This is a genomic window from Corynebacterium segmentosum (assembly GCF_900637825.1).
Taxonomy (GTDB): Bacteria; Actinomycetota; Actinomycetes; order Mycobacteriales; family Mycobacteriaceae; genus Corynebacterium; species Corynebacterium accolens.
In genome coordinates, this window is record NZ_LR134408.1 from 2,331,945 (window position 1) to 2,355,702 (window position 23,758).

The following is a 23,758-nucleotide window of genomic DNA, read 5'->3' on the forward strand; positions in this document are numbered from 1 at the left end:
CTCTTGGTGGTGAAAGCCTTCTTTTTGCCCTCTGCCTGCAGAATCCACATCTTTTCAAAAATGATCTAGGCTGGTGTAAATGAGCCAGGAGAAGTTTCGTAGCCAGCTATCATCTTTTCTAGACGCGGCGGTTTTTCAGGGGGTCCCGCATCTTCGCCTCGCGCCGGATACCGATACTTTAGAGCTTTACCTGCCAGCCGTAAGCGCGGCCTATGAACCAGAAGACCCGCAATGGACCGTGACCACGCAGCTATTGGATGGCACGGAGGTCACCCGCAAGTTTTATTACGTCGCCGGTGAAGAACCTGGCTTGTGGGTTTCCATGCCGCAGCCCTTTACCCACCTTGCCGTAACGTTTGCGGAGCAGACGCTGGAGTTTGCGGGTATTGCCAATGGTGGCCTGCTGCTCGATTCCGCGCACCGGCCCGTCGATAGCACGCAGCCCATCCCGCAGGGCGCGTACACCTTCATCGCACCGACCGGCACGCAGCTAACTCCCGCCCCGGATAGCCAGCCGCGCCCGCATGGCGCGTGGGAAGGCTGGTCCATCTTTGAGGTAGCGGCACAAGATTCCTTCTCCATCGCTGTGCCGCGCCAGGACAAGGCCACCATCACCGTTGCGGAGGGCGCGGATTTTTCCTGGGATATGGCGGTCAAGTCCCTGCCCAACGCGCGCGGGTTGGACGGCGAGCTGGTGTACACGAAATCCCCACGCCTCTTGGTCAATACCCCACTGCACCTGCAGCTGACCTATGTCCCCATCGGTGGGGAAGAGGAGGAAATCTTAGAAGATGAGCTGCCGGAGGGAATCCATGAGGTTCTACCCGGCGACGTCTTCGAGGACCCCTGGGTGGGCCGGTATCGCTTTAGCCTGTTTAAGGGCGAAGAGCTTGTCGATGTCCACTATCTCAACTTTGCCGAAACCCTCCACATGCGCTCCAAGAACGAGGGGCCCCGCGGCACCAACTTCCGCTTCATCGATGCGCTGGGGAACCTGTCACCGTTTAGCTATGCCTTGGCCTCGTCCCCCAATAAGCCCATTCACATGGAAAAGGGCCAACGCGTATTTGGCGAAGACGAATCGGTGCGCGAGGAGACCATCAGCAGCGAAGCCGGCTACGAGCTGACCTTTGAGGTCATCCCGGCGACCATCCGCACGCGCGTGAAGCGCACCGCGGCCGAGCCCGTGGATTATATGGATAAGCAGGTCATCCTGGCGGATCAGCTGGATGCGGATGCGCTCTTTACGGTGCACTCGCCGGAGCCGCTGCCGCTGGCGAAATTCGTGGTCATTGATAAGAACCAGAAGATCCGGGATCTCGTCACCGCCAATGGCTCGACGGAGGCGACCAATACTCTCTCCGTGCCGAATCGCGCCCTCAAGGCAGCGCTGACAAAGAAGTCCTCGCTGGAGCTCTACCTCCTGTGGTCCACGCTGTCCTACGCGGAGTACCTGGAGGGCCTGCCGGATAAGGAGCGAGCGGCGCATCTAAAGCGCAGCATGGACCGCCGCGTGATGGAATACGAGGCAACCGCGGCAAGCGATCTGATCTATGCCGCCATCGCCACGGTGCGCAAGGCGCCGCTGGTCGCCCGCGCCACCATCGAAGATGGCATCTTGATACCCGAGCAAACCCACGAAGAAGAGGTGGAACTCTTGGCGTGGACGTGGCCGCTTGGCAACCCCGCCAGCGAGCCGCTGCCCGTGGAGCCGGTGGAGGAGGGCTTCGAGCTGCCGGAGGAATTACACGAGGCGGGCGATCTCATCGTGGACTTCCGCGAGGATGAACCGGCCAGCGATCTCGCCGCCCCGCAGTACCCGCCGGCGAGCTCGCTCATCATCTTCCACGATGGCGAGAGCGAGAATACCGCCGGCACGTGGGAGACCTATGCCGCCCTGCGCCGCCTCGCCCCCAAGGCCAAGGAGACCTTCGAGGGCGTTATCAAGGACATCGAGGCCGATCCGCGCGCCAGCCTCGATGCGCTCATGCAGGTGGACTTCGAGCGCGGCCAGCGCATGCGTGCGTTGGTGCGCACGGGCCTGATTACCCGTTCCTTTAACGGCGATGGGGAAGAGGCAGCGGAACCCTCTTCGGTGCTCGCCGCGCTTGCCGATGCCAACCAGGCCCACGTCGAACACTCCGGCTCCCCCTCGCTGTGGCGTACGGCCACCACGGGCGTAGACGATGTCACCCGCCCCATGCTGCTCATGAGCGCCACCGGCGAGGCCCCAACGCCTGCAACGGATAGCGCGCAGCTGTGCGATGACGCCCACCGCATCGCCGCGCTGCGCGAGTGCTTCAATAACGACTTGGCGCTGACCCGCCTGGGAACCATGTCCAACCTGCGCTCTACCGCGCTGCAATTGCGGGTAACCCTGCAGCAATTGGGCGTAGATAAGTCGGTATTGCACACCCTGCTCGCCCTCGATGCCTTTGGGGATGGAAACACGGATCTTGGCGGCTCTGCCTGGATGCCGTTTATTTCCTATGTTTTTGCCATTACCGCGCGCGGGGTGGCCAATGGGAAGCTCACCGATCCAGCCGTGGCCTCCGCGCTAGATAACGCCCTCCCGCAGCTCGCGGAGGCGGTTTCGCTGGCCCCGGAGCTGTTTTACCGGGATATTCTCACTGCGGAGGCACTTACCCGCGACTACAGTGACTGATATGCAGGTTATTTCCACCAACGTCGCCGTACGCAGGCCGGATCCGAGCGGGAGGCACGAGTTTTCGGGCATCGACAAGCGCCCCCAAGACTTCATCGATATCTCCGCTCCCGGCCCCAATTACGGCGATGGTTCTGGCGTGCGCGGTGATTCTATCGGCGATAGCGATCACCACGGTGGAAGTGACAAGGCCGTTTATGCCTATGCCCGCGAGGAACTGGATTATTGGGAGGATTCGCTGGGCCGCACGCTGGCTTCGGGGTCTTTTGGGGAGAACCTCACCACGCGCGGTATTGACCTGTCCGCGCTGCTTATCAATCAACGCCTCCACATCGGCACGACCACTCTCGAGGTCTCCATACCCCGCCAGCCGTGCGCTACCTTTTCCGGCTGGGTGCAGGAGAAGGGCTGGCTCAAGCGGTGGACCGCGCGCGGCGATTGCGGCGTCTACTTCCGCGTCATCACGCCCGGCCGCATTTCTGCGGGGGATGCCATAACCTGTGGCCCCGCTCCCGCGCACGATATCACCATGCGCATGGCGTTTGCGGCCAAAATGGGGGACCGGGCGCTGGCCCGGCGCGTGGTCGATGCCAAGTGCTTGCCGCCCCAGCACGCAAAAAAGCTCCGGGTATAAACCCGGAGCCAAAAATCTTTGCGGCTTTAGGCCGGCTGCGTGCCCTCTGCGGCGCTGACGACGGGCGCCTTCGCCTTGGGGTAGCGCCCGTGCACCATGTAGTAGTACACCGCCGCGACGACGATGAGGCCGGCGAGGATGAGGTACATCGTATCGAAGCCGGTGGCGCTCACGATGGGGCCAAGCCCGAAGGGGGCGAGGCCAATTCCGAAGTCCATCAAGAGGAACATCGTGGAAATACCCGCGCCTATCTGGGCGGCCGATACAGAGCGCACAGAGATGGCCTGGCAGGCGGGGCTTAGCGTACCGTAGCCCATGCCCGTAAACGCACCCGCAACCACGAGCATGACGTCATTGCTGGGAAAGCCCATGATGATAAGGGCGATGGCGAAGGACACCAGGCCCAGGTACATGACCGAGTTATCGCCCTTGTGGTCCTGGATTCGGCCCAAGAAGAAGCGCATGATGAGCATGACTACGGCGTAGCCGATGAAAAAGAGGCCGGCACCAGTGGCCAGATCCTCTTCGCGCGCATAGGCATTGAGATAGGTGACCACGCCGGAGTAGGCGATGCCCACCAGGAGCATGAAAAAGCCGATCGGCAACACGTTGGGGTGCACCGCGTTGCGCAACTTGAAGGCCGGCTTTTCCTCATCGAGCTCCGCCGGGTAGCGCAGCACGAGCGCCAGCACGAGGGAGACGATATTGGAGCCTAGGGCGACCGCGAAGAGGGTGTTATAGCCAATATTATTGGCCAAGAACAAGCCCACCGCGGGGCCGAAGGCGGTAGCCAGCGTCGTGCCGAGGGCGAAGTAGCCGGTGCCTTCCGCGCGGCGCTGCTGGGGGATAACGGACTGGGCGACGGCCATCAGCGCCGTAGAGGTTAGCGCATAGCCCGCGCCGTGAAGCAGGCGCACCAGGATCAGGACGGCCACGTTATGCGCCACGAAATAGCCCACCGTCACGATGCTGACCAAGGCCAGCGAGGTCAGGGCGGCGCGCTTTTGCCCCACGCGGTCCACCAACCAGCCGGAGACGATGCGCATGAATGTCGCGCCCAAAACGAAGGCGCTAGAGGCAAAACCACTGACGGTATCGGATGCCCCGAAGCTCTCGACGGCATAGAGGGCCATGGTCGTCACAGTTAGGTAAAAGACAAGAAACTGGCCAAAATTAGCCACCCACGCCAAAAGGAACGTGGGTGTAATCAATGGCGGCTGAGCTGCCGCTGAATTCGTTATTGACAAAACTCACTCCAAATAAAAAATAAAAATCCTCCCAACCGCGCACGGCCCCAGAAGGGCCGCGTGCGGGGAGAAGGAAAGCAATCACAATTATGCGGGGAGTGAGTATACGCCGCGGGCACTTAATTGTTTAATCAAACGCGGTTATAAGAGCGTTCTAAACTGTGATTGCTGGGCGGTATTAGGCATTCGCATAAGGGTCGCGGATGCCCAAGTACTGCACGGTGGTGTATTCCGCAATGCCTTCCGCGCCGCCCTCGCGGCCCAAACCCGACTGCTTGACGCCACCGAATGGGGCGGCGGCGTTCGAAATAACGCCGGCGTTGAAGCCCATCAGGCCGAACTCCAAGCCATCGGCCACGCGCCAGAGGCGATCGGAATCTTCGGTAAAGACATAGGACGCCAAGCCGTACTCGGTGTCGTTGGCGATCTCGAGCGCCTCTTCCTCGGTGCTGAAGGTGATAATCGGGGCAACAGGACCGAAGATCTCTTCCTGAGAAACGCGTGTTTCACGTGAAACATTGCTAATGACGGTCGGCTCGTAGAAGTAGCCGTCGCCACCGGCGCGCTTGCCGCCGGTAAGGATGGTGGCGCCCTTCTCGGCGGCATCGTCCACGAGGCCGGAGACGCTATCGAGGGCCTTAGGCTCGATGAGCGGGCCACAGGTCACGCCCTCATCCATGCCGTTGCCCAGCTTGAGCTTCTTAAACTCCGCGACGAGCTTTTCGGAGAACTCTTCAGCCACGGATTCGTGGACCAAGAAGCGGTTGGCCGCCGTGCAGGCCTCACCGATATTGCGCATCTTAGCGCCCATCGCGCCCTTAACCGCCTGATCAATGTCCGCATCTTCGAAGACGATGAACGGCGCGTTTCCGCCGAGCTCCATGGAGGTGCGCAAAACGTTATCGGCCGCGCCCTTCAGCAGGGTCCTGCCCACTGGGGTGGAACCGGTGAAGGAAAGCTTGCGCAGGCGGGCATCGGCAAGCAGCGGCTCCGAAATAGCGGAAGCGGACTTGCCGGATACGACGTTGAGCACGCCCTTGGGCAGACCCGCATCGAGCATGGTCTGCGCGAAGTACTGCGCGGTGAGGGGAGTAAGCTTCGCCGGCTTGAGCACCATCGTGCAGCCCGCTGCCACCGCGGGGGCCACCTTGCGTGTGGCCATCGCGAGCGGGAAGTTCCACGGGGTAATCAACAGGCAAGGGCCCACCGGCTTGCGGCGGGTGATCATCCGCAACGTACCTTCGGGAACGGTTGCGGTGCGGCCGTAATCGCGCACCGCTTCCTCGCTAAACCAACGGAGGAACTCCCCGCCGTAGGTGACCTCGCCCTTGGACTCCGCAAAGGGCTTGCCCATCTCAAGGGTCATCAGCGCGGCGAAGTCGTCCGCGCGCTCCTGCACGAGCTCGAAGGCCCGGCGCAAGATCTCTGCGCGCTCGCGTGGCGTGGTGCGGGCCCACTCATCCTGTACGGCGCAGGCGGCATCCAGGGCGGCAGTGGCATCCTCTGAGTTCGCGGAAGCAAGCGTCGCGAGCTTCTCACCCGTGGCCGGGTTTTCTACGTCGAAGGTCTCCCCGGAGGCGGAGTCGCGCCACTCACCACCGATGAGCAATTGGGTAGGAACCTTTGCAATTACCTCTTCGATATTGATGCTCATAACCATCACCTTTCTTGAAAATATAGACTTACACCACACTACTCCGATTTCGGCTTGGATCGACGTGGTTCAGAGTCGAGCTCCTTAGGTCGCTTTCGGGCGACACATAAAAGACACATAAGAACCGGTTTGAATATTTTTCATTTGTTTCTTCCGCCCTATAGAAATTTAGGCTAGGCTAGTGCGCATGAAGAAAATGACTACTCGTTGGTGGTGGCGCGCGTAACTCGCGGGCCTTTCTTCGCACCCCATTTTTAGGCTCGCTTTCTGCGGGCCTTTCGGCGTTTTCAGTGCCTTCTGCTCGCGGATACTCCGGGTCCCTCGCACTCTGTACCTCAGTTACTCCCGAAAGGGCACTGCAATGACATACACCGCCACCCGCGATATTGCCTATTGCCGGGATGCCTCCGCGCTATTTCATAGCTTGGCGCAACCGAGCGATTCCTTATTATTGGAAAGCGCGGATATTGAAACCAAGAAGAACCTCACGTGCCTCGCCGTGCTCGATGCCGCGGCCAAAGTGACCTGTACCGGCCAGCGGGTTCGCGTACTCGCATTCAGCCCGGCGGGGGAGCAGCTCATCACCATGCTGCAATCGCGCTTCACAGACCGGATTGTTTCACGTGAAACCACGGAGATTGTCTTTGAGTTCTCACCCTCCAGCGAGTCCGATGAACGGCAGCGACTGCTGGATGAATCGACGGCCGATATCCTCCGCGCGCTGCAACGCGATGATTCCTATTCCTCGCCCCTGTTGCCCTTCGTCGCGGGGGGCTTTGCCTATGACTATTTGGCCACCTTTGAAAACCTGCCCGAGGTAGGCGAGGGGCCCAATAAGTTTCCCGATTATGAATTCCTCGTGGCCCAGACCGTCCTCGCGGTGGATCACCTAACGCAGACGGCGCGCGTAGAGGGCTGGGATATCGACCAAGCCCGCTTGGAAGACAAGCTCGACGCGCTTGCCGCCACGCCCATCACCGCAATAGAGAATCCGGCGCCAGGCCAAACCGCGGGGACCCTGACGGCGACCGCGGATATTGACGATGCCGCGTTTTGCAAGCAGGTAACGCGGCTCAAGGGCAATATTGACTCCGGCGATATTTACCAAGTCGTCCCCGCCCGCACCTTCACGGTGGACTGCCCCGATGCCTTCGCGGCCTACCGCCAGCTCCGGGAGACCAATCCTTCGCCGTATATGTTCTATCTGCGGGGAGAAGATTACGAGCTTTTCGGTGCATCACCGGAATCCAATCTGAAGTTTGACCCCGCGACGCGGCAGGTGGAGCTCTATCCCATTGCCGGAACTAGGCCCCGCGGGCTCAACCCGGATGGCACGATCAACGATGAGTTGGATATCCGCAATGAGCTAGAAATGCGCACGGATACCAAGGAGCTAGCCGAGCACACCATGCTGGTGGATCTCGCGCGCAATGACCTCGCCCGCGTGGCAGAGCCCGGCACCCGGCGGGTGGCGGACCTGCTCCAAGTGGATCGCTATTCCCGGGTCATGCACCTGGTCTCCCGCGTGACCGCCACGTTGCACGAGGACTTCGATGCCCTCGATGCCTACCGCGCCTGCATGAACATGGGTACGTTGACCGGCGCGCCCAAGCTGCGCGCCAGCGAGCTCATCCGCCAGGCAGAACACAAACGCCGTGGCTCCTACGGCGGCGCGGTGGGGTACCTGCGCGGCGACGGCGCCATGGATACCTGCATTGTCATTCGCTCCGCCTTCGTGCACCGCGGAACGGCCGCCGTCCAGGCAGGCGCCGGGGTGGTGCACGATTCCGTCCCCCAATCCGAAGCCGATGAAACCCTGCACAAGGCCTATGCCGTTCTCCACGCCATTGCCCTCGCGCACAACGCCACCCTGGAGGTACAGCGATGAATTCACCGCACGTGGTTCTGCTCGATAACCACGATTCCTTTGTCTATAACCTCGTCGACGCCCTCGCCGGTTACCGCACCACCGTCTACCGCAATAGTGTCTCCGTCGCGGAGGTGCTGGCGGCCGAGCCCGATATTATTGTCCTTTCCCCGGGCCCCGGCCACCCGCGCGACGCTGGCTGCATGATGGAGCTTATCGATGCCACTTTGGGCACCATTCCCATCCTCGGCGTCTGCTTGGGCTTCCAGGCGCTGCTGGAATACCACGATGGCGGGGTAGGACCGTGCGGTCCGGTGCACGGCAAGTCCATGCCCATGACGCTTACCGATGCCGGCGCCGCCCACCCAGTCTTCGCCGGGCTAGCCACCGATGCCGATCCAGCACAACCCGGCGTCCCCGGCACCCAGGTCCCAGTGGCCCGGTACCACTCCTTGGGGTGCACCCAGGTGCCAACCGGCATGCGGGTGCTCGCGGAGACGCAGGCAGAGATCGGGACCATCGCCATGGCCGCCGAGACAGACGATGGCATGGCGCTGGGCATGCAATTCCACCCCGAGTCGATCCTCTCGCCTCGCGGCCCAGACATGCTGGACCGCTGCATCCACCGACTATCCACTCATCCCACTATGGAGCTAAAACACTAATGACGAACCAAAACCCGCTGAAAACACTGCAAGCCTTCTTGGATAATCCCGCGCCCACCGTGGAGGAGGCCACCGAGGTCTTTACCCCGGTCGCCGTGGGCGATTATGACGATATTCAGATCTCCGCGCTGCTGACCCATATCCGCACCCGCGGCGAAACCCTCGCGGATATCACGGGTGCCGCCAAGGCATTCCTGAAAGTGGGCCACCCATTTCCCATTACTGGTGAGGGCCTCATGGACTCCGCGGGGACCGGTGGCGATGGCGCGAATACCATCAATATCACTACGGCGGCCTCCTTGGTTGCCGCCGCTGGGGGAGTAAGGATGGTTAAGCACGGCAACCGGTCCGTTTCCTCCAAGTCCGGTTCCGCCGATGTGCTCGAAGCACTAAATATTCCACTGGACCTCGACGTGGACCGCGCCGTCCGGCAATTCGAGGCCTCCAATTTCACCTTCCTCTTCGCTCCGGCCTACAACCCGGCTGTGGCCCACGTACAACCGGTGCGCAAGGCGCTCGGGGTCTCCACCATCTTCAATACCTTGGGCCCCTTGCTCTCCCCGGGCCGCCCCGAGCTACAGATCATGGGCATCGCCAATCCCTCCCAGGGCCCCATGATCGCGGAGGTCTTCCGGGAGCTGGGGCGCACGCGGGCGCTCGTCGTCCACGGCGCCGGTACCGATGAGATCGCTACCCACGGCACCACGCAGGTTTGGGAGCTGAAAGATGGCGAGATTTCGCACTATGAGCTGACGCCGGAAGAGTTGGGCATCGCCAAGCATGAGCTCAGTGAGCTCGCCGGTGGGGACGGGCAGGATAATGCCGAGCACGTGCGCGCCATCTTCAATGGTTCGGGCAAGCCGGCGCACTATGATGCGGTCGCGGCATCGGCTGGAGCGATGTTTTATCTGGCTGGCACCACGGCCTCGATTGCAGAGGGCGTCGCCCACGCCAAGGAGCTCATCGATAGCGGGGACGTGGACCGATGGCTGCGCATCCACGAGCAAGCGGAATACTGAGAAGGCCACACGAGGGAAAAGAAATGACAGAACAAAAACTGCCGACGGTGCTCGAGGGGATTGTGGCGAAGCGCCGCACCCACCTTGCCGGCATTCGCGAGCGCATCGCCCACGTAGATGTGGACAAGCTTGAGCCATCCCGCCGTTCGCTTTTTGCGGCGCTCAATGGCACCAATCGCTTCATTATGGAGTGCAAATCCGCGTCGCCGTCGCTCGGGATGATCCGCGAGGATTACCGCCCCGGCGATATAGCGCGTGTCTATTCCCGCTACGCGGATGCCATTTCCGTGCTGTGCGAGCCAGAGCGGTTCGGCGGGGATTACGATCATCTGCAGACCGTGGCGCAGTCCACGCATCTGCCGGTCTTGTGCAAGGACTTCATCGTCGATCCGATTCAAGTCTATGCCGCGCGCTACTACGGCGCGGACGCGATTTTGCTCATGATGTCCATCGTGGACGATGAGACCTTTGCGCAACTGAAGTCCTTGGCGGATGAGTTGGGGCTCGATGTTTTGACTGAAGCCATCACCAAGGAGGAGGTGGACCGCGCGCTGTCATTCGGGGTGGAGATCATCGGCATTAATAACCGCAATCTCCATGACTTGAGCATCGACCTCTCCCGCACCGAGCAGCTCGCCAGGTACGTGCCTAACGATAAAGTCGTCGTTTCCGAATCCGGCATCCGCGATAACCACACCGTCCGGCGCTTGGGTGCCCACGCCAATGCCTTCCTCGTCGGCTCCCAGCTGACCTCCCACGAGGACATCGACCGCGCCGCCCGGGATCTGCTCTTTGGCGCGAATAAGGTCTGCGGGATCACCGCCGCCTCCACCGCCCAAGCCGCCCGCGCCGCCGGTGCCCGCTACGGAGGGCTCATCTTCGCTCCGGATTCCCCGCGCAATGTTTCACGTGAAACCGCCGAGAAAATCATCGCCGCCGAACACGGCTTGGACTACGTAGCCGTGAGCCGCAGCGACGACCCCGCCGAGTTGCGGGAGATAGCGACAAGCCGTGGCCTGTCCGGAATCCAGTTGCATGCCCCGTTCCAGGGCAGCGTGGATGGAGACCTCGCACTAATCGAAAGCGCACGCGCTGCCCTCGCGGACACCGACGCAGAGTTTGTCTGGCGGGCCATCGACATGACCGACCCTCAGTGGGTAGAGATGGCGCCGGAACTCGCCGCGAGCGTGGACCGCCTCGTGCTCGACTCGGGTAGGGGAGGCACCGGGCGCAGCTTTGATTGGACGGCAATCCCGGATGACATCAAGGCCCACAGCCTCTTGGCCGGTGGCCTCAATCTCGAGAACCTGGAAGGCGCGCTCCGCGTGGGAACAGCAGGGCTCGACCTGAACTCAGGATTAGAAACGCGCCCCGGGCACAAAGACGCCGCCCTGATATCGCAAGCGTTCCGCACCATCCGATTATTCAACCAACCTGACAAGAAAGATTAACCATGCCCGTTTCACGTGAAACACTCCTTCCCGCATACTTCGGGGAATTCGGCGGCCAATACGTGCCAGAATCCCTCATCCCCGCATTGGATCAATTGGAGCAGGCGTTTGTCGATGCCCAGAATGATCCCAGCTTCCGCGAAGAGCTTTCAGGATTGCTGCGCGACTACCTGGGTCGTCCGACCCCCGTTACCGAGGTAAAAAAGCTCGGCGGGAAAGCGCGGATCTTCCTAAAGCGCGAAGACCTCGTCCACGGCGGGGCCCATAAGACGAACCAGGTGCTCGGCCAGGCCCTCCTGGCTAAGCGCATGGGGAAGAAGCGAATCATCGCCGAGACCGGCGCGGGCCAGCACGGCACCGCAACCGCTTTGGCCTGTGCGCTGCTCGATCTCGAGTGCGTGGTCTACATGGGCGCCAAGGATGTCCAGCGCCAGCAACCCAACGTCTTCCGCATGGAACTCATGGGCGCAAAGGTCATCCCCGTCGATACCGGCTCCGGGACGTTGAAGGATGCCGTCAACGAGGCCCTGCGCGATTGGACCGCTACCTTCCATGAATCCCATTACCTGCTCGGCACCGCGGCGGGGCCGCACCCATTTCCCACTATCGTGCGCGAGTTCCACCGCGTCATTTCTACCGAGGCCAAGGCGCAGCTCATTGAGAAGACGGGCGGCCTGCCCGATCTCGTCGTCGCCTGCGTGGGCGGCGGTTCCAACGCCATCGGCATGTTCGCAGACTTCATCGACGAAGAACAAGTGGAATTGGTTGGCGCAGAGCCAGGCGGTGCGGGCCTCGATTCCGGGGAGCACGGGGCCACCATTAACAATGGCACGGTGGGCATCCTCCACGGCGCGCGCAGTTACCTCATGCGCAATTCTGACGGCCAGGTGGAAGAATCCTATTCCATCTCCGCCGGCTTGGACTACCCCGGCGTGGGGCCGCAGCACGCGCACCTTCACGCAACCGGTCGAGCGAAATACGTGGGAATTACGGACGCCGAGGCCCTAGAGGCATTCCAACTCTTGTCCAAGAAGGAAGGCATCATTCCCGCCCTCGAATCCTCTCACGCGCTGGCGTACGCCCTCAAGCGCAAGGCCGAAGACATCACCATCCTCGTCTCACTTTCTGGCCGCGGCGATAAGGACATCGACCATGTCCGCCACACCTTGGAATCCCACCCTGAACTGCAACTCAAGGAGAACTAATCATGGGCAGCCGTTACGATAAACTTTTTGCCGCGTTGCGTGAGAAGAATGAGGGCGCGTTTGTCCCTTTCATCATGCTGGGCGATCCAACTCCTGAGGCGAGCGTGGATATCATCCGCACCGCAGTCGCCGCCGGGGCGGACGCCCTCGAGCTCGGCGTCCCCTTCTCGGACCCGGTGGCGGATGGCCCCACCATCCAGGCTTCTCACATTCGCGCCCTCGATGGGGGAGCGACCCTTGATAGTGCTTTGGAACAGGTGCGGACGATTCGTTCCGAGTTCCCGGATCTACCCATCGGCATGTTGATCTACGGCAACGTTGCCTTCGCCCGCGGGGTGGGCCGGTTTTATGCGGAGTTCGCAGAAGCGGGTGCCGATAGCATTTTGCTTCCCGATGTCCCCGTGCGCGAAGGCGCCCCATTCATCGCCGCGGCAAAGGAAGCCGGTATCAACCCGATCTTCATCGCCCCTGCGCGCGCCGCGGAACGCACGCTCGCCGGCGTTGCCGAGCATTCACAGGGATATATTTACGCCATCTCCCGTGATGGCGTCACGGGCACCGAGAAGGAATCCGAGACCACCGGCCTGGACGAGGTGGTCGCCAGCATTCAGCGCTTCGACGGTCCACCAGTGCTGCTCGGGTTCGGCATCTCCTCACCGCAGCACGTCGCCGATGCCATCGCCGCAAACGCCGCGGGCGCCATTACTGGATCCGCGATCACCAAGATCATCGACCGCCATGTTTCACGTGAAACCGGTGCCGCTGGGACGATCGAGGATGCCGATGCCTTGCACGCTGAGCTGACCGAATTCATCTCCGCGATGAAGAAGGCGACCAAGAAATAGTGCCCTTTAAAAGGTAGCAGCGCACGAAAGAGCCCCCTGGCTTCCTCCCACATTTGTTGGGTAGGGAAGCCAGGGGGCGCAAATGTTTCACGGGAAACTAGGCCGCAGTCTCCGCCTCTTCGTCGTTCAGGGTACCGACCTTGTCGCGGGCGAACTTATCGACGACCATCGCAATGGCACCATCGCCGGTCACGTTCGCTGCGGTGCCGACGGAGTCAATCGCAATATAAGCGGCGATCATCAGCGCGACCATTCCGTCATCGAAGCCCATCATGTCCGCCAAGAGGCCAACGGCCACCATAACGGCACCACCCGGGACACCTGGAGCGGCGATCATCATGATTCCCAGCAAGAAGATAAAGCCAAGACCGGTGCCAGTGCTGATATCCATATTCGCCATGAAGACGATGGCGAAGGCATAGAGCGTCAGCTTCATCATGGACCCGGACAGGTGAATCGTCGCGCACAGCGGGATCACAAAGCTCGCGACCGGCTTCGAGATGCCGTTTCGCAAGCTGGATTCCAAGGACACCGGGATGGTCGCAGCAGAAGAAGACGTACCCAATGCAGTGAAGTATGCCGGCAGCATATTCCGCAGCGCCTTAAACGGATTCTTACCTGCAATGGCCCCGGCGACCACATACTGGAGTACGAGGTACACCAGCGTCATGACCACGGCCAGGATCAGGACCTTCGCGAAGGCAGAAAGGACATCGCCAATATTGCCGTTCATACCCAGGCCAAGGAACATGCCGAAGATGTAGAACGGCAAGATGGGAATAACGAATCCCCAAATGACCTTAACCACCACATTTTCCAGTTCCTTGGTGACGGTATAGAGCGTATCGGACTTGACCGTCGTCATGGCGACGCCAATGCAGAAAGAAAGCAGGAGCGCCGTCATCACTTCAAACGGTGGTGCCATCTCCACCTCGAAATAAGGCGAGAGAGAGCCCTCATCCACGTCCGACACGTTGGTCACTAGGGTCTGGCCCGCCAACATCGAGGGGTAAAGCCACTTTGCCAGGCCATAGGCAATCAAGCCCGAGAGAATGGTGGAACCGTAGGCAATGCCCGCCGTAACCCCCAACCATTTTCCTGCGCCCTTGCCAAGACCGGCGATCGCCGGGGCGACAAGGGCGAAAATCAGCACAGGAATGAAGAAGTTGAGGAAGTTTCCAAAGAGCCCGTTGAAGGTCGCAAATGCTCGACCAAACCACTCCGGGGCAAAGAGGCTAAAGACAATGCCAAGCACGATGGCGAGAACGATGCGGAAAAGGAGAGAGTCCGCTATTTTCTTGAGGTTCATGCAATCACAATCAGGTTAGGTGTTCCCAGTCCGGGGACTCACTTGGGTGCGGTCCAACGGAAGGAGAGACAGCGTGGTGCAGGTGCAAAATCGAACGAATATCTATCGGTCGATCCAAAATGAATATTACCCGAGGCACCTTATATTTAAGACACCAACCCCGTAGCTTAATTTCCAATCTCGCCCTGCAGGATTAGACTGTGGATATGGTCGCAGTGGGAATCATATTTTTAATCCTTGCCGTATTCCTTATCGCGGTGGGCGCACTCGCCGCCACCAAGCGGTTGCCCGGCAATAAATACATCGGCTTGCGCTTACAAGAGATCCGAAAGTCACGTGAAGCGTGGGATAATGCTCACGCCGTTGCGGGGCCCTTCTGGGCCCTTGGCGGAGTTTCGCTGCTTTTCGGCGGCGTCGTAGCCTTCCGCGCGGAGGGTTGGATGTGGCTTATTCCGGTCACCACTTTCGTAATCGCCATCCTCTCGCTTTCCGTCGGCTCAAACCTTGGCTCCCGCGCGGCATTTCTTTATGAGCAAGCGCATGCCGATGAGGACGGTTGTGGCGATAGCTGCAACTGTGGCTCCGGCGGCTGCAGTGGGGAAGAGGCGGCCACAGACTCCGCCGCTCAACCCGAGGTTGATCTGGGTGCCCTCCGCCAAGCCGCCCGCCACTCTGATAATTAAATAACTAGTTTTCGAGTTTCCTTCTCCCTCCCATTCCTGTCCGGCAATCGCGCCACACAAGTACGGGGCAGGGAGAGTTTTATGACACTGTGACGTTATTATTCCAACCACGGTGTCGCACACTTTTCGTCACAGCTAAATTAAGTAGGGGGTATTTAACGAAACCAACCTATGTTGGACTCCATCTATAGTGGCGTGCCACAACCTACGGGGATTCCTGTGGGAATTCCTAGAACTCGCATAGAGGTTCCGCAGAGCTCGGCTCCGCCACTACACCTAGAGCGGGGAAGGGTAGACAATGGGAGGCATGAAGAAAACCACAGCCCTCGCCGCAATCGCCGTCTCCACTTTTAGCATCGGTTCCTATGTCACCGACTCCCACCGCGTCGAACCTGAATCGCACGCCGCAGGAGGGGACGGGCCACATCCCATCGTTAATGACTTAGGTCTAGATTCCGGCACCTATGAACTCACGCCCACCGAGGCCGGGCCGGTCGCAACCTGGAACGGCAACCTGTCCTAATTTCGTGTTTCACGTGAAACCTACACAGAACCATTTCACTTTAGCTGCCCCGACATATGATTAACCGTTGCCGAAATCATGTTCCGGCCGTGAACCATTCAGGATAGAGTAGAGGCTATGACTATCTGTTCGCGTCGCATGTTTTTGCTCGGATCCGCTACGACTTTCGCAGGTGCATACCTCGCGGCCTGTGGCTCAGAACCGTCCGCGGAAATCGCGGCAACGGACATTCCAGTAGGCTCCGGAATCATCGTTGACGGAGTTATCTTCACGCAGCCGAAAGAAGGGGAGTTTAAGGCCTACTCCCAAACCTGCCCGCACCAACAAAATCCCATCACGGAGATCGACGGCATGACTGCCACCTGCCCGGCGCATCATACGTCCTACAACCTGCAGGATGGCTCAGTCATCGAAGGCCCAGGCCGAGACCCGCTCAAAGAGTACGAAGTAAGCCAAGAAGGCTCAAAGGTCTCCACCGCATAAATACACGCCGGCATATCACGCTTTATACTCATGGTTTCACGTGCAACCATGCGGCTTAAGAAGAGCACAGGGGCGAAAAATATCCCCACTACCTTTCGTGGAACCACGCACGACGGTTTACACTTTGGGTCATGCTGCACAGACTCAAAAAGCCAGATCCCCTCATCGTCCTCATCCTTGCGGCCGTGGCAATCGCGATCATTGCACCGGCCCGCGGCACCTTTGCTGACGTATTTGGGAATCTGACGAATGTAGCGATCGCGCTCTTGTTCTTCCTCTACGGCGCGCGCTTATCCACCCAAGAGGCCTTGAATGGCCTTAAGCACTGGCGGCTCCACCTCACCATTCTCGCGTTCACCTTCGTGATTTATCCCCTCACCGGTCTGGCCCTGCGGCCCCTTACCGGGTTCATCACTGACGATATGTACATGGGGATCCTATTCCTTACGCTGGTCCCGTCCACCGTGCAGTCCTCGGTGGCGTTTACCTCCATTGCTAAGGGAAACGTATCTGGAGCAATCGTCTCCGCCTCAACCTCAAACTTGGCCGGCGTCTTCATCACGCCCGTCCTGGTCATGTTGCTCATGGGTACTGGTTCCGGCCTGCATATCGATACCTCGGTCTTTGGGGAAATTTCCCTCTTGCTTCTCGCGCCATTCATATTGGGCCAATTAACCCGGCGCTGGATTGCGGACTTCGCTCAAAGCAAGGCAACAAAGGTGGTGGACCGCGGCTCCATTGCCATGGTGGTCTATTCGGCCTTTTCTAAGGGCGTGGTCGATGGAATTTGGTCCTCCATCTCTGTCTGGGAGATCGTGTTCCTCGTGGTTTTCGCCGCAGCCTTCGTCATCTTCATGTTGTGGCTGACGCGGTTTATCTCTGGAAAACTAGGATTCTCACGTGCCGATATCATCGCGATCCAATTCTGCGGGTCCAAGAAGTCCTTGGCCACTGGTCTTCCCATGGCCTCTGTCATCTTCGCCTCAGGATCGACGTCCCTTGGGCTTTTGATCCTGCCGCTGATGATCTACCACCAGGTGCAGCTGATGATCTGTTCTGTGTTGGCCTCCCGGTACGCGCAGGAGGACGAGGAGCAACTACACTAGGTGCCCATGGCTAATTACCTTTATGTGCGCACCGAACTGACCGTCCCGGGAGTGGGCTCAGCGGTCCACCTCGCAGAGTTAGAAGAACACGACGCCCAGCGCTGCCGCATGCACCGCATGATCGCTTTGGATCCCGCGGATTCCGTGGTCGGCGTAGCAACCCCTAATAGTTCCACGGGAAACGTCGACACGCCGCAGGAAGTGGTTCCGCACCCCGAAACCTACGATGAGTTCCCGGATATTAGCGCCCGCTACATGGACCAAGAACAGTTTGAGGCGCTGTGGACGGAAGCTACCACCAAGTTTGGGCTTTAGCTAAGCGCGGACTAAAGCACCACGTTCACCAGCAGCATGTAGAAAGCGGTACCGCCGAAGATGGACAATCCGGAATCCCGCTTCCACCTGTGCAGCCCGGCGGTGACCAGCACGCCCAGCAACACTGGCCATAGGCCGCCGGTGCCGTCCGCCTGTCCGGCAACAGCATAGACCACCAAGATGGTCATAACACCCACGGGCATCATCAACCCCAGCAGCGAAAAGAACTCGCTATCCTTCATCCACTTCTTTGCGGAGAAGGGAAGCTCGCGCAATAAAACGGTCACGATACCTACAGGGATAAGGACCGCAGCAATCGCCCCTAAACTGACTCCAGCTGGCATTTAGTTCTCCTCCTTCACGGTCGTGGAGGCAAGCGGCTGCAGCCGCCAGGTGAGCGCGTTATCAACGCGAGGCGATAGGTAGCGAATGATGAGCAATAAGAAATAGGCGCTCAGAGAGACCATTAGCAGCTGCCCTGGGGTAATGAATGCGGCGAGGATGCCCAAGGCCGCGGCCGATAGCGGCAGGGACAGATCCTGATTATTGCGGAAGGAGTCCATCGCCAAGACAACGAATAGGGCTACGAGGGCGAATTCCATTCCCTCGACAGAAGAGGGGATTACCTGGCCGGCGAGCGCGCCAACGATGCCGCCGCCTACCCACAGAATTTGGCAAAAGATTTGTATGCTCAAAATGCGGGTGCCGGTAGGCCGCTCCTCGCGCGGGAGCGCCGAGACGATGGCATACGTTTCATCCGTGAGGGCATAGGTGGAATAGGCCTTGCCCACGGGGGAATTAATCCGTTTGCGGGGGAACGTTAGCCCATAGAAGATATGGCGGAAATTCACCATAAACCCGGTAAGGAGCGAGGACAGCGCGGAGACACCACCGGTAACCATGGAAATGGCGAGAAACTCCATTGAACCGGCGTAGATAACGATGGAAAATATGGGCGTCCACCACCAGCTAAAGCCGGATTGCACCATCAAGAGGCCAAAAGCCAAGCCCAATGGAATTAGCCCGAGAGCCGCCGCCCACGTGTCTTTAATGCCCTTGTGGATTTCCTCGCGCATACGGGTCAGTGTAACCGATCACATACCGGCCGCTAGGAATTAATTATCATCCACATTCACGGGATAGGTGGAATACAGCGGCAGGGGCATTGGCTGGCGTTTCATGACATCGGCCCAAAGATCGGCCGGGCCTGGGGCCACGACATCCTGTGCTAGGGCGGGTGCTACGAACCATTCACCGGCCTCGATTTCTTCCTCCAGCTGCCCGGGACCCCACTCGGCGTAGCCGGCGAACATGCGCATGCCGGTGACCAGTGGCTCGATATCTTCCGGGTTGGAGCGCAGATCCACGTGCGCTAGACGCGGTGCGAGGCGGTTGAGTTGTTCTTCTTTATCTGGGTCCACGCCTTGCTTGGTCTGCGCCAAACCCACGACGGACTGCTGGTTGAGCGGACCACCGATATACAGCGCCTGCGGTTTAGCAACGACGGACATCCACTCTGGGAGCACGTTAAAAATGGCCACTTCTGAGCGCTTGGTGAGGTCCACGCCAAAGGTCATCATGTCATTGTGCTCAACCAATAAGATAACGGAGCGGGCGAATTCCGGGGACAGCATCCCTGGGGCGGACACGAGTAGTTGCCCTGGGGCGGGATCGTTGCGCTCGAGGGCATTAAATAATCTATCGGCAAACATCACTGTTTAGACTCCCACCACTGGCGCAACTTCGCAATAGCTTCTTCCCGCTCGAGGGGGCCGTACTCCAGGCGCATTTCCTTCAAATAGGACCAAGCCTGTCCCACTTCGGGCCCAGGGGAGAGGCCTAGGATCTCCATGATCTCGTTGCCATCTAGATCCGGGCGCACCCGTGCGAGGTCTTCCTTGCGGCCGATCTCTGCGATTCGCTCCTCCAATTGGTCATAGGTTCGCTGCAAACGCCGCGCCTTCTTGGCATTGCGGGTGGTGCAATCGGCGCGCACCAGCTTGTGCAGGCGGGGGAGGAGGTCACCGGCATCATTGACGTAGCGCCGCACGGCAGAATCGGTCCATTGATTTTCCCCGAAACCGTGGAACCGCATGTGCAGGTAGACCAACTGGCCAATATCTTCCGTCGTGGCCTTGGGGTATTTCAGCTTCCGCAGGCGCTTGCGCGTCAGCTTGGCGCCCACCACCTCGTGGTGGTGGAAGGAGACCTTACCGTCGGTGTTATCGAAGGTATCGGGCTTGCCGATGTCATGCAGCAACGCCGCCCACCGCAAAACCAGGTCCGGGCCGTCTTCTTCTTGATCCATGGCCTGGCGCAGCACCTTCAGCGAGTGCGCATAGACATCCTTGTGCTGGGCGTGCTCGTCCGTGGTCATGCGCAGGGCAGGGATCTCCGGGAAGATGTAATCCGCAATCCCGGTATTAACCAGCAGGTCGATGCCATCCCACGGGGCTTTGCCGCACATGAGCTTGTCCAGCTCCACTTGGACGCGCTCTACCGTGATGCGCTGGATCTCTGCCGCCATATCGCGCATGGCGGCCACCACGCGGTCTGCCACGTGAAACTCCAATTGGGATGCAAAGCGCGCGGCGCGCAGCATCCGCAGCGGATCATCGTGGAAGGAGATTTCCGGTTTATCCGGAGTATCGAGCACCTTATTGGCCACATCGTGGAGGCCGCCGAGGGGATCGTGGAACTCAAAGGTGGCATCGGCAAGCAGCTCAATGGCCATGGCGTTGACCTTGAAATCGCGCCGCACCAGATCGCCCTCCAGGCTATCGCCGTAGATGACCTCGGGGTTGCGGGACTGCCCATCATAGGAATCGGAGCGGAAGGTGGTGATTTCAATCTGCTGGCCCTTGTACACGGCGGACACGGTGCCATAGGCAATGCCGGTATCCCATACCGTTTCGGCCCACTCATCCAGGATTTCCTTGACCACCTCCGGGCGCGCTGGGGTGGTGAAGTCCAGATCATTGCCCAAGCGGCCGAGGAGCGCATCGCGCACCGAGCCGCCCACGAGGTAGAGGGCATGCCCGCGCGCGCTGAATTTGTCTACCAGCCCGCTCAATAAGCCACTGAGCGAGTTCACGGTAGACTCCGCGCGCGCAAGAACGCCGATTAACTGAGTGTCCTGAAAATTCACGGGTGAGAGTCTACTACGATTGGCAGGGATGACTAACCAAGAACAAGGCTCCGCGCAAGGCCCCTCCAAAGGAGGCGGCCGTAGCCGTAACCGGCGCCGGCGCCGGCGGCGGCCGGATAACCGCACGCGCCGCACTAACCAGCAGCGCAGGCAGCAACGCGGTAGCAATAATCACGGCACCTCCACCGTCATGGAGACCCGCGATGAAACCTCGGCGGGCGGGCTCGTAATCTCCGGGCTGGCCGAGTGCGTCGACGGCAACGGTAAAGCGGACCTGTCCCGCGTCTACGTGGCTCTTATCGGGCGCCTAGACCGTCGCGGGCGTTTATTGTGGTCCATGCCTAAGGGGCATGTGGAAAATGGCGAGGCCAAGGAGGTCACCGCGGAGCGCGAGGTATGGGAAGAAACCGGCATTTCCGGCGAGGTTTTCGCTGACCTCGGGGTGATCGATTATTGGTTCGTCTCTGATGGCGTGCGCATTCACAAGACGGTGCACCACCACCTCCTGCGTTTTGTGGACGGCATCATGAACGATGAGGATCCAGAGGTGACCGAGGTGTCCTGGATCCCCGTTTCTGAACTCATCGAGCACTTGGCGTACGCGGACGAACGCAAGCTCGCGCGCATCGCGCACGATCTCCTCCCCGATCTCGCACGAAAGGAAGCCGACGCAGGGAAAGCGACCCCACGCTAATGCACCAGCGCCTGAAATCACTCGCCGCGGCTGGCGGCTGCGCGGTACTCGCCGGTTGGGGATTGTTCCTACCAAACGCGGCGGCCCAAATGGACTCTGCTCCGGACAAGCAGATGGATATCCAGGCTTGGCTGGGCGCGCGCGGCCCGGAGCGCGCCGATCTGGACCTTATCGATGCCCAGCCCTTTACCGTAGGCAATGACCTGCGGCTGCGCTTCCGCGTGCACAACCCCACCGATCAGCCCTTAGAAGATCTGCAGATAACTAGCCGGCGCGGCGATAGCGTGGCTAATGCGGCAGAAGCGCGGACGGAAATGGCCACCGGTGATTTTCCCTATTACGGCCCGGGCATGATCACCGCGCCGCTGCAACCAGGTGAAACCCGGGAATTAAGCTTTACCGTACCCAGTGGATTGGATGCCGAGCGCACCTTGGCCATCAATGAACCGGGCGCCTATCCGCTGCTTTTTACCCTGACCGGCACTCTCGAGGGCGATGCGGTGAGCCTGGCAGAAGAGCGCTTCGTGGCCCAGTTCTCCGAAGAGGGCCCCACAGATCCCGCTGCGGCCGCGGCACCGGAAGAAGCGGCACCAGAAGAAGAACACGACGATGCCGAGGATTCCCAACCGCACGATCTCACGGTGGTTTATCCCATCAGCGCGAACCTGGACATCGTCCCCGGCGGGCTTGGGGGAGAAGAGCTCATCTTGTCCTCCGATAATTTAGGCCACGAGCTACGCAAAGGCGGCCGCCTCGATAGGTTGATTTCTACCTACGAGGATCATGACCTGCAGGGAGCGGGCTGCGTGGCCATCGACCCCGCGCTGCTCGATACCGTCAACCGCATGGCGCAAGGCTATACGGTCAATTCCACGCGCCCCGCGCAGGGCGATCGCCCTAAGCGCCTGCGCGATTCTTGGTCGCGGGGCAATGACGATGACAAGGGAGAGCCGGGCGAGGCAAAAAATGATGCCGAGCGGTGGCTGGAGCGCCTGCGCGAACTGGATTGTTTCATCGCCATGCCCTGGGCCAATGCGAATGCCTCTGCTGTGGCACGGGCCAATAATCCCGCCCTTCTCTTTGAGGGTTTGCAGCGCGGCAATCAAACCATTGAGCGCATCCTGAGCAAGGCACCGGCCAGCAATATCTTGGCGGTAGGTTCCGGTTATATTGACCAAAAATTGCCGGTGCCATCCCTGGTTGCGGATAATTCGAACTGGTCCGGCGAGGCCGCGACTTTCGATGCCTCCCTTGGCGCCCTGCTATCCCAAACCGGCTCCAAGCCGCAGACGGTTGGCTATTCCAACCCGGAGCTGCGCTATGACTACGCCAAAGATTCTGCTCTGTCTCGCGCCATCACGGGCGGGGCGGCCCTCAGCCTCGCGGGTGGGGAAGATACCGTGGCCAAGCTTCCCAACTACTTAGACCCAAGCGCGGCCGAGCATGCACTCGACGCCGCGGAAGAACTGCTCGACTCCGGCCACTCCCGTCCCCGTGGGATCAGCACAGTGGAATTGCAGCAGGGCGATCCGAACGCTCCCACCGGCAGCCCCTTTATCGATCCGGCCGTCTTTTCGGAACCCGAATTGGCCCGCGTTGAGCAACAGGCGCGCTATACCGATGAGCTGATGAATATCGTGGTGGATGACCCTGATATCACCATGACGCGCTCTGAATTCGTGCTGCCACTGCGCCGCGATCTCCTCAATTCCTTATCGCTTAATAATCGCGATAGCTTGAGCACCCACGCCGCAGCGCGCCAGTCCTTTTCCCGCACCATGGAGATGCACTCCAATACGCTGCGGGATCTGCGCGATTCCGTCTCCCTCATCCCGCCGGGCAATGTTTATACTCGCGTATCTGAGTCATCGCCACTGCTCATCGTGGCCGAAAATGGCCTGCCATTGCCGGTGGAGGCGAAGCTGCAATACGATGCCCCCGATGGCGCGCGGCTCAACACGCCCAAAAGCGTCCGTATTCCCGCTAAGGGCTCTATTACTGTATCCATGACCGCTGATATGCCGAAGGACGCGGATCGCACGGACATTGGGCTGTGGCTGGCCACTCCTAAAAACCAGACCATTTCGCAGCCCATCACTATCTCGGTGCAGACACGTGCCGGTATCGTAACCTTATACGCTGCCGGCATAGCCGGCGCTCTCGCGCTGGTTTTGGCTACGCTCTTTCGGCTTGGCCGTCACCGACGCAAAAATCACAAGGCTGAAAAGTAAAAGTTGAAGTTGTA

The 23,758-nt window shown here is 60.1% G+C and carries 22 protein-coding genes; 15 read left to right on the forward strand and 7 right to left on the reverse strand.

Annotated features, from left to right (window positions below):
- The first annotated feature begins 79 nt into the window (after positions 1–79).
- Together EL217_RS10995 and EL217_RS11000 are read left to right on the forward strand one after the other, a co-directional pair.
- The gene (locus EL217_RS10995; RefSeq protein WP_126319980.1) at positions 80–2,665 is read left to right on the forward strand and encodes a hypothetical protein; all 2,586 of its coding nucleotides are present in this window, start codon (positions 80–82) and stop codon (positions 2,663–2,665) included.
- Position 2,666: 1 nt separating this feature from the next.
- Positions 2,667–3,299 (forward strand): MOSC domain-containing protein, encoded by a 633-nt coding sequence (locus EL217_RS11000; protein WP_126319981.1) that lies wholly within the window; start codon positions 2,667–2,669, stop codon positions 3,297–3,299.
- 26 nt (positions 3,300–3,325) lie between these two features.
- Here the strand turns inward: EL217_RS11000 and EL217_RS11005 are convergent, their stop codons facing one another.
- On the reverse strand, positions 3,326–4,510 hold the full coding sequence (locus EL217_RS11005; RefSeq protein WP_232018416.1) for an MFS transporter: 1,185 nt from the start codon (positions 4,508–4,510) through the stop codon (positions 3,326–3,328).
- A gap of 214 nt (positions 4,511–4,724) precedes the next feature.
- A complete protein-coding gene (locus tag EL217_RS11010; RefSeq protein WP_126319982.1) occupies positions 4,725–6,200 on the reverse strand; it encodes an NAD-dependent succinate-semialdehyde dehydrogenase in 1,476 nt (491 codons plus the stop codon).
- A gap of 361 nt (positions 6,201–6,561) precedes the next feature.
- On the opposite strand from EL217_RS11010, the gene EL217_RS11015 reads away from it, so the two are divergent.
- The 6 genes from EL217_RS11015 to trpA are packed head-to-tail and all read left to right on the forward strand — an operon-like array spanning position 6,562 to position 13,252.
- Complete coding sequence (locus EL217_RS11015; protein WP_126319983.1) at positions 6,562–8,088, forward strand: anthranilate synthase component 1; 1,527 nt, start codon at positions 6,562–6,564, stop codon at positions 8,086–8,088.
- A complete protein-coding gene (locus tag EL217_RS11020; RefSeq protein ID WP_126319984.1) occupies positions 8,085–8,732 on the forward strand; it encodes an anthranilate synthase component II in 648 nt (215 codons plus the stop codon). Before EL217_RS11015 ends, EL217_RS11020 begins: the two co-directional genes overlap by 4 nt.
- Entirely contained in the window at positions 8,732–9,751 is a 1,020-nt protein-coding gene (trpD, locus tag EL217_RS11025; RefSeq protein ID WP_126319985.1) for an anthranilate phosphoribosyltransferase, read from the forward strand. The genes EL217_RS11020 and trpD overlap by 1 nt, the downstream gene beginning before the upstream one ends.
- Positions 9,752–9,774: 23 nt before the next feature.
- Positions 9,775–11,202, forward strand: a complete 1,428-nt coding sequence (trpCF, locus tag EL217_RS11030) for a bifunctional indole-3-glycerol-phosphate synthase TrpC/phosphoribosylanthranilate isomerase TrpF (RefSeq protein ID WP_126319986.1) — start codon at positions 9,775–9,777, stop codon at positions 11,200–11,202.
- 2 nt (positions 11,203–11,204) lie between these two features.
- The gene (gene trpB, locus EL217_RS11035; RefSeq protein ID WP_126319987.1) at positions 11,205–12,407 is read left to right on the forward strand and encodes a tryptophan synthase subunit beta; all 1,203 of its coding nucleotides are present in this window, start codon (positions 11,205–11,207) and stop codon (positions 12,405–12,407) included.
- 2 nt (positions 12,408–12,409) lie between these two features.
- Positions 12,410–13,252: a tryptophan synthase subunit alpha gene (gene trpA / locus EL217_RS11040; RefSeq protein ID WP_126319988.1), complete on the forward strand. Its 843-nt coding sequence runs from the start codon at positions 12,410–12,412 to the stop codon at positions 13,250–13,252.
- A gap of 97 nt (positions 13,253–13,349) precedes the next feature.
- Here the strand turns inward: trpA and EL217_RS11045 are convergent, their stop codons facing one another.
- Positions 13,350–14,561, reverse strand: a complete 1,212-nt coding sequence (locus EL217_RS11045) for a dicarboxylate/amino acid:cation symporter (RefSeq protein ID WP_126319989.1) — start codon at positions 14,559–14,561, stop codon at positions 13,350–13,352.
- A 206-nt stretch (positions 14,562–14,767) separates the two neighbouring features.
- On the opposite strand from EL217_RS11045, the gene EL217_RS11050 reads away from it, so the two are divergent.
- The 5 genes from EL217_RS11050 to EL217_RS11070 all read left to right on the forward strand — a co-directional run bounded on the left by EL217_RS11050 (position 14,768) and on the right by EL217_RS11070 (position 17,671).
- Complete coding sequence (locus EL217_RS11050) at positions 14,768–15,244, forward strand: SdpI family protein (RefSeq protein ID WP_126319990.1); 477 nt, start codon at positions 14,768–14,770, stop codon at positions 15,242–15,244.
- Between the two features lie 307 nt (positions 15,245–15,551).
- Complete coding sequence (locus EL217_RS11055) at positions 15,552–15,767, forward strand: catechol 1,2-dioxygenase (protein ID WP_232018313.1); 216 nt, start codon at positions 15,552–15,554, stop codon at positions 15,765–15,767.
- 117 nt (positions 15,768–15,884) lie between these two features.
- The gene (locus EL217_RS11060; RefSeq protein ID WP_023028016.1) at positions 15,885–16,250 is read left to right on the forward strand and encodes a Rieske (2Fe-2S) protein; all 366 of its coding nucleotides are present in this window, start codon (positions 15,885–15,887) and stop codon (positions 16,248–16,250) included.
- Between the two features lie 131 nt (positions 16,251–16,381).
- Entirely contained in the window at positions 16,382–17,356 is a 975-nt protein-coding gene (locus tag EL217_RS11065; RefSeq protein WP_126319991.1) for a bile acid:sodium symporter family protein, read from the forward strand.
- A gap of 6 nt (positions 17,357–17,362) precedes the next feature.
- Complete coding sequence (locus EL217_RS11070) at positions 17,363–17,671, forward strand: hypothetical protein (RefSeq protein WP_005280443.1); 309 nt, start codon at positions 17,363–17,365, stop codon at positions 17,669–17,671.
- 11 nt (positions 17,672–17,682) lie between these two features.
- On the opposite strand, the gene EL217_RS11075 is transcribed toward EL217_RS11070, so the two are convergent.
- From EL217_RS11075 to EL217_RS11090, 4 genes are read right to left on the reverse strand one after another with little or no spacing between them, the layout of a single operon-like run.
- Entirely contained in the window at positions 17,683–18,015 is a 333-nt protein-coding gene (locus EL217_RS11075; RefSeq protein ID WP_005280444.1) for a branched-chain amino acid transporter permease, read from the reverse strand.
- Entirely contained in the window at positions 18,016–18,747 is a 732-nt protein-coding gene (locus tag EL217_RS11080; RefSeq protein ID WP_005280445.1) for an AzlC family ABC transporter permease, read from the reverse strand.
- Positions 18,748–18,786: 39 nt separating this feature from the next.
- Positions 18,787–19,383 carry a YqgE/AlgH family protein gene (locus EL217_RS11085; protein ID WP_005280446.1) on the reverse strand — a complete coding sequence of 199 codons (597 nt, stop codon included), beginning with the start codon at positions 19,381–19,383 and terminating at the stop codon, positions 18,787–18,789.
- Positions 19,383–20,819, reverse strand: coding sequence for a CCA tRNA nucleotidyltransferase (locus EL217_RS11090; RefSeq protein WP_005280447.1), 1,437 nt, complete (start codon positions 20,817–20,819; stop codon positions 19,383–19,385). Before EL217_RS11090 ends, EL217_RS11085 begins: the two co-directional genes overlap by 1 nt.
- Before the next feature lie 28 nt (positions 20,820–20,847).
- Here EL217_RS11090 and EL217_RS11095 point away from each other — a divergent pair, with 28 nt between their 5' ends.
- Together EL217_RS11095 and EL217_RS11100 are read left to right on the forward strand one after the other, a co-directional pair.
- Positions 20,848–21,513, forward strand: coding sequence for an NUDIX hydrolase (locus EL217_RS11095; protein ID WP_005280448.1), 666 nt, complete (start codon positions 20,848–20,850; stop codon positions 21,511–21,513).
- The gene (locus EL217_RS11100) at positions 21,513–23,744 is read left to right on the forward strand and encodes a DUF6049 family protein (RefSeq protein ID WP_005280449.1); all 2,232 of its coding nucleotides are present in this window, start codon (positions 21,513–21,515) and stop codon (positions 23,742–23,744) included. Before EL217_RS11095 ends, EL217_RS11100 begins: the two co-directional genes overlap by 1 nt.
- Positions 23,745–23,758 lie beyond the last annotated feature (14 nt).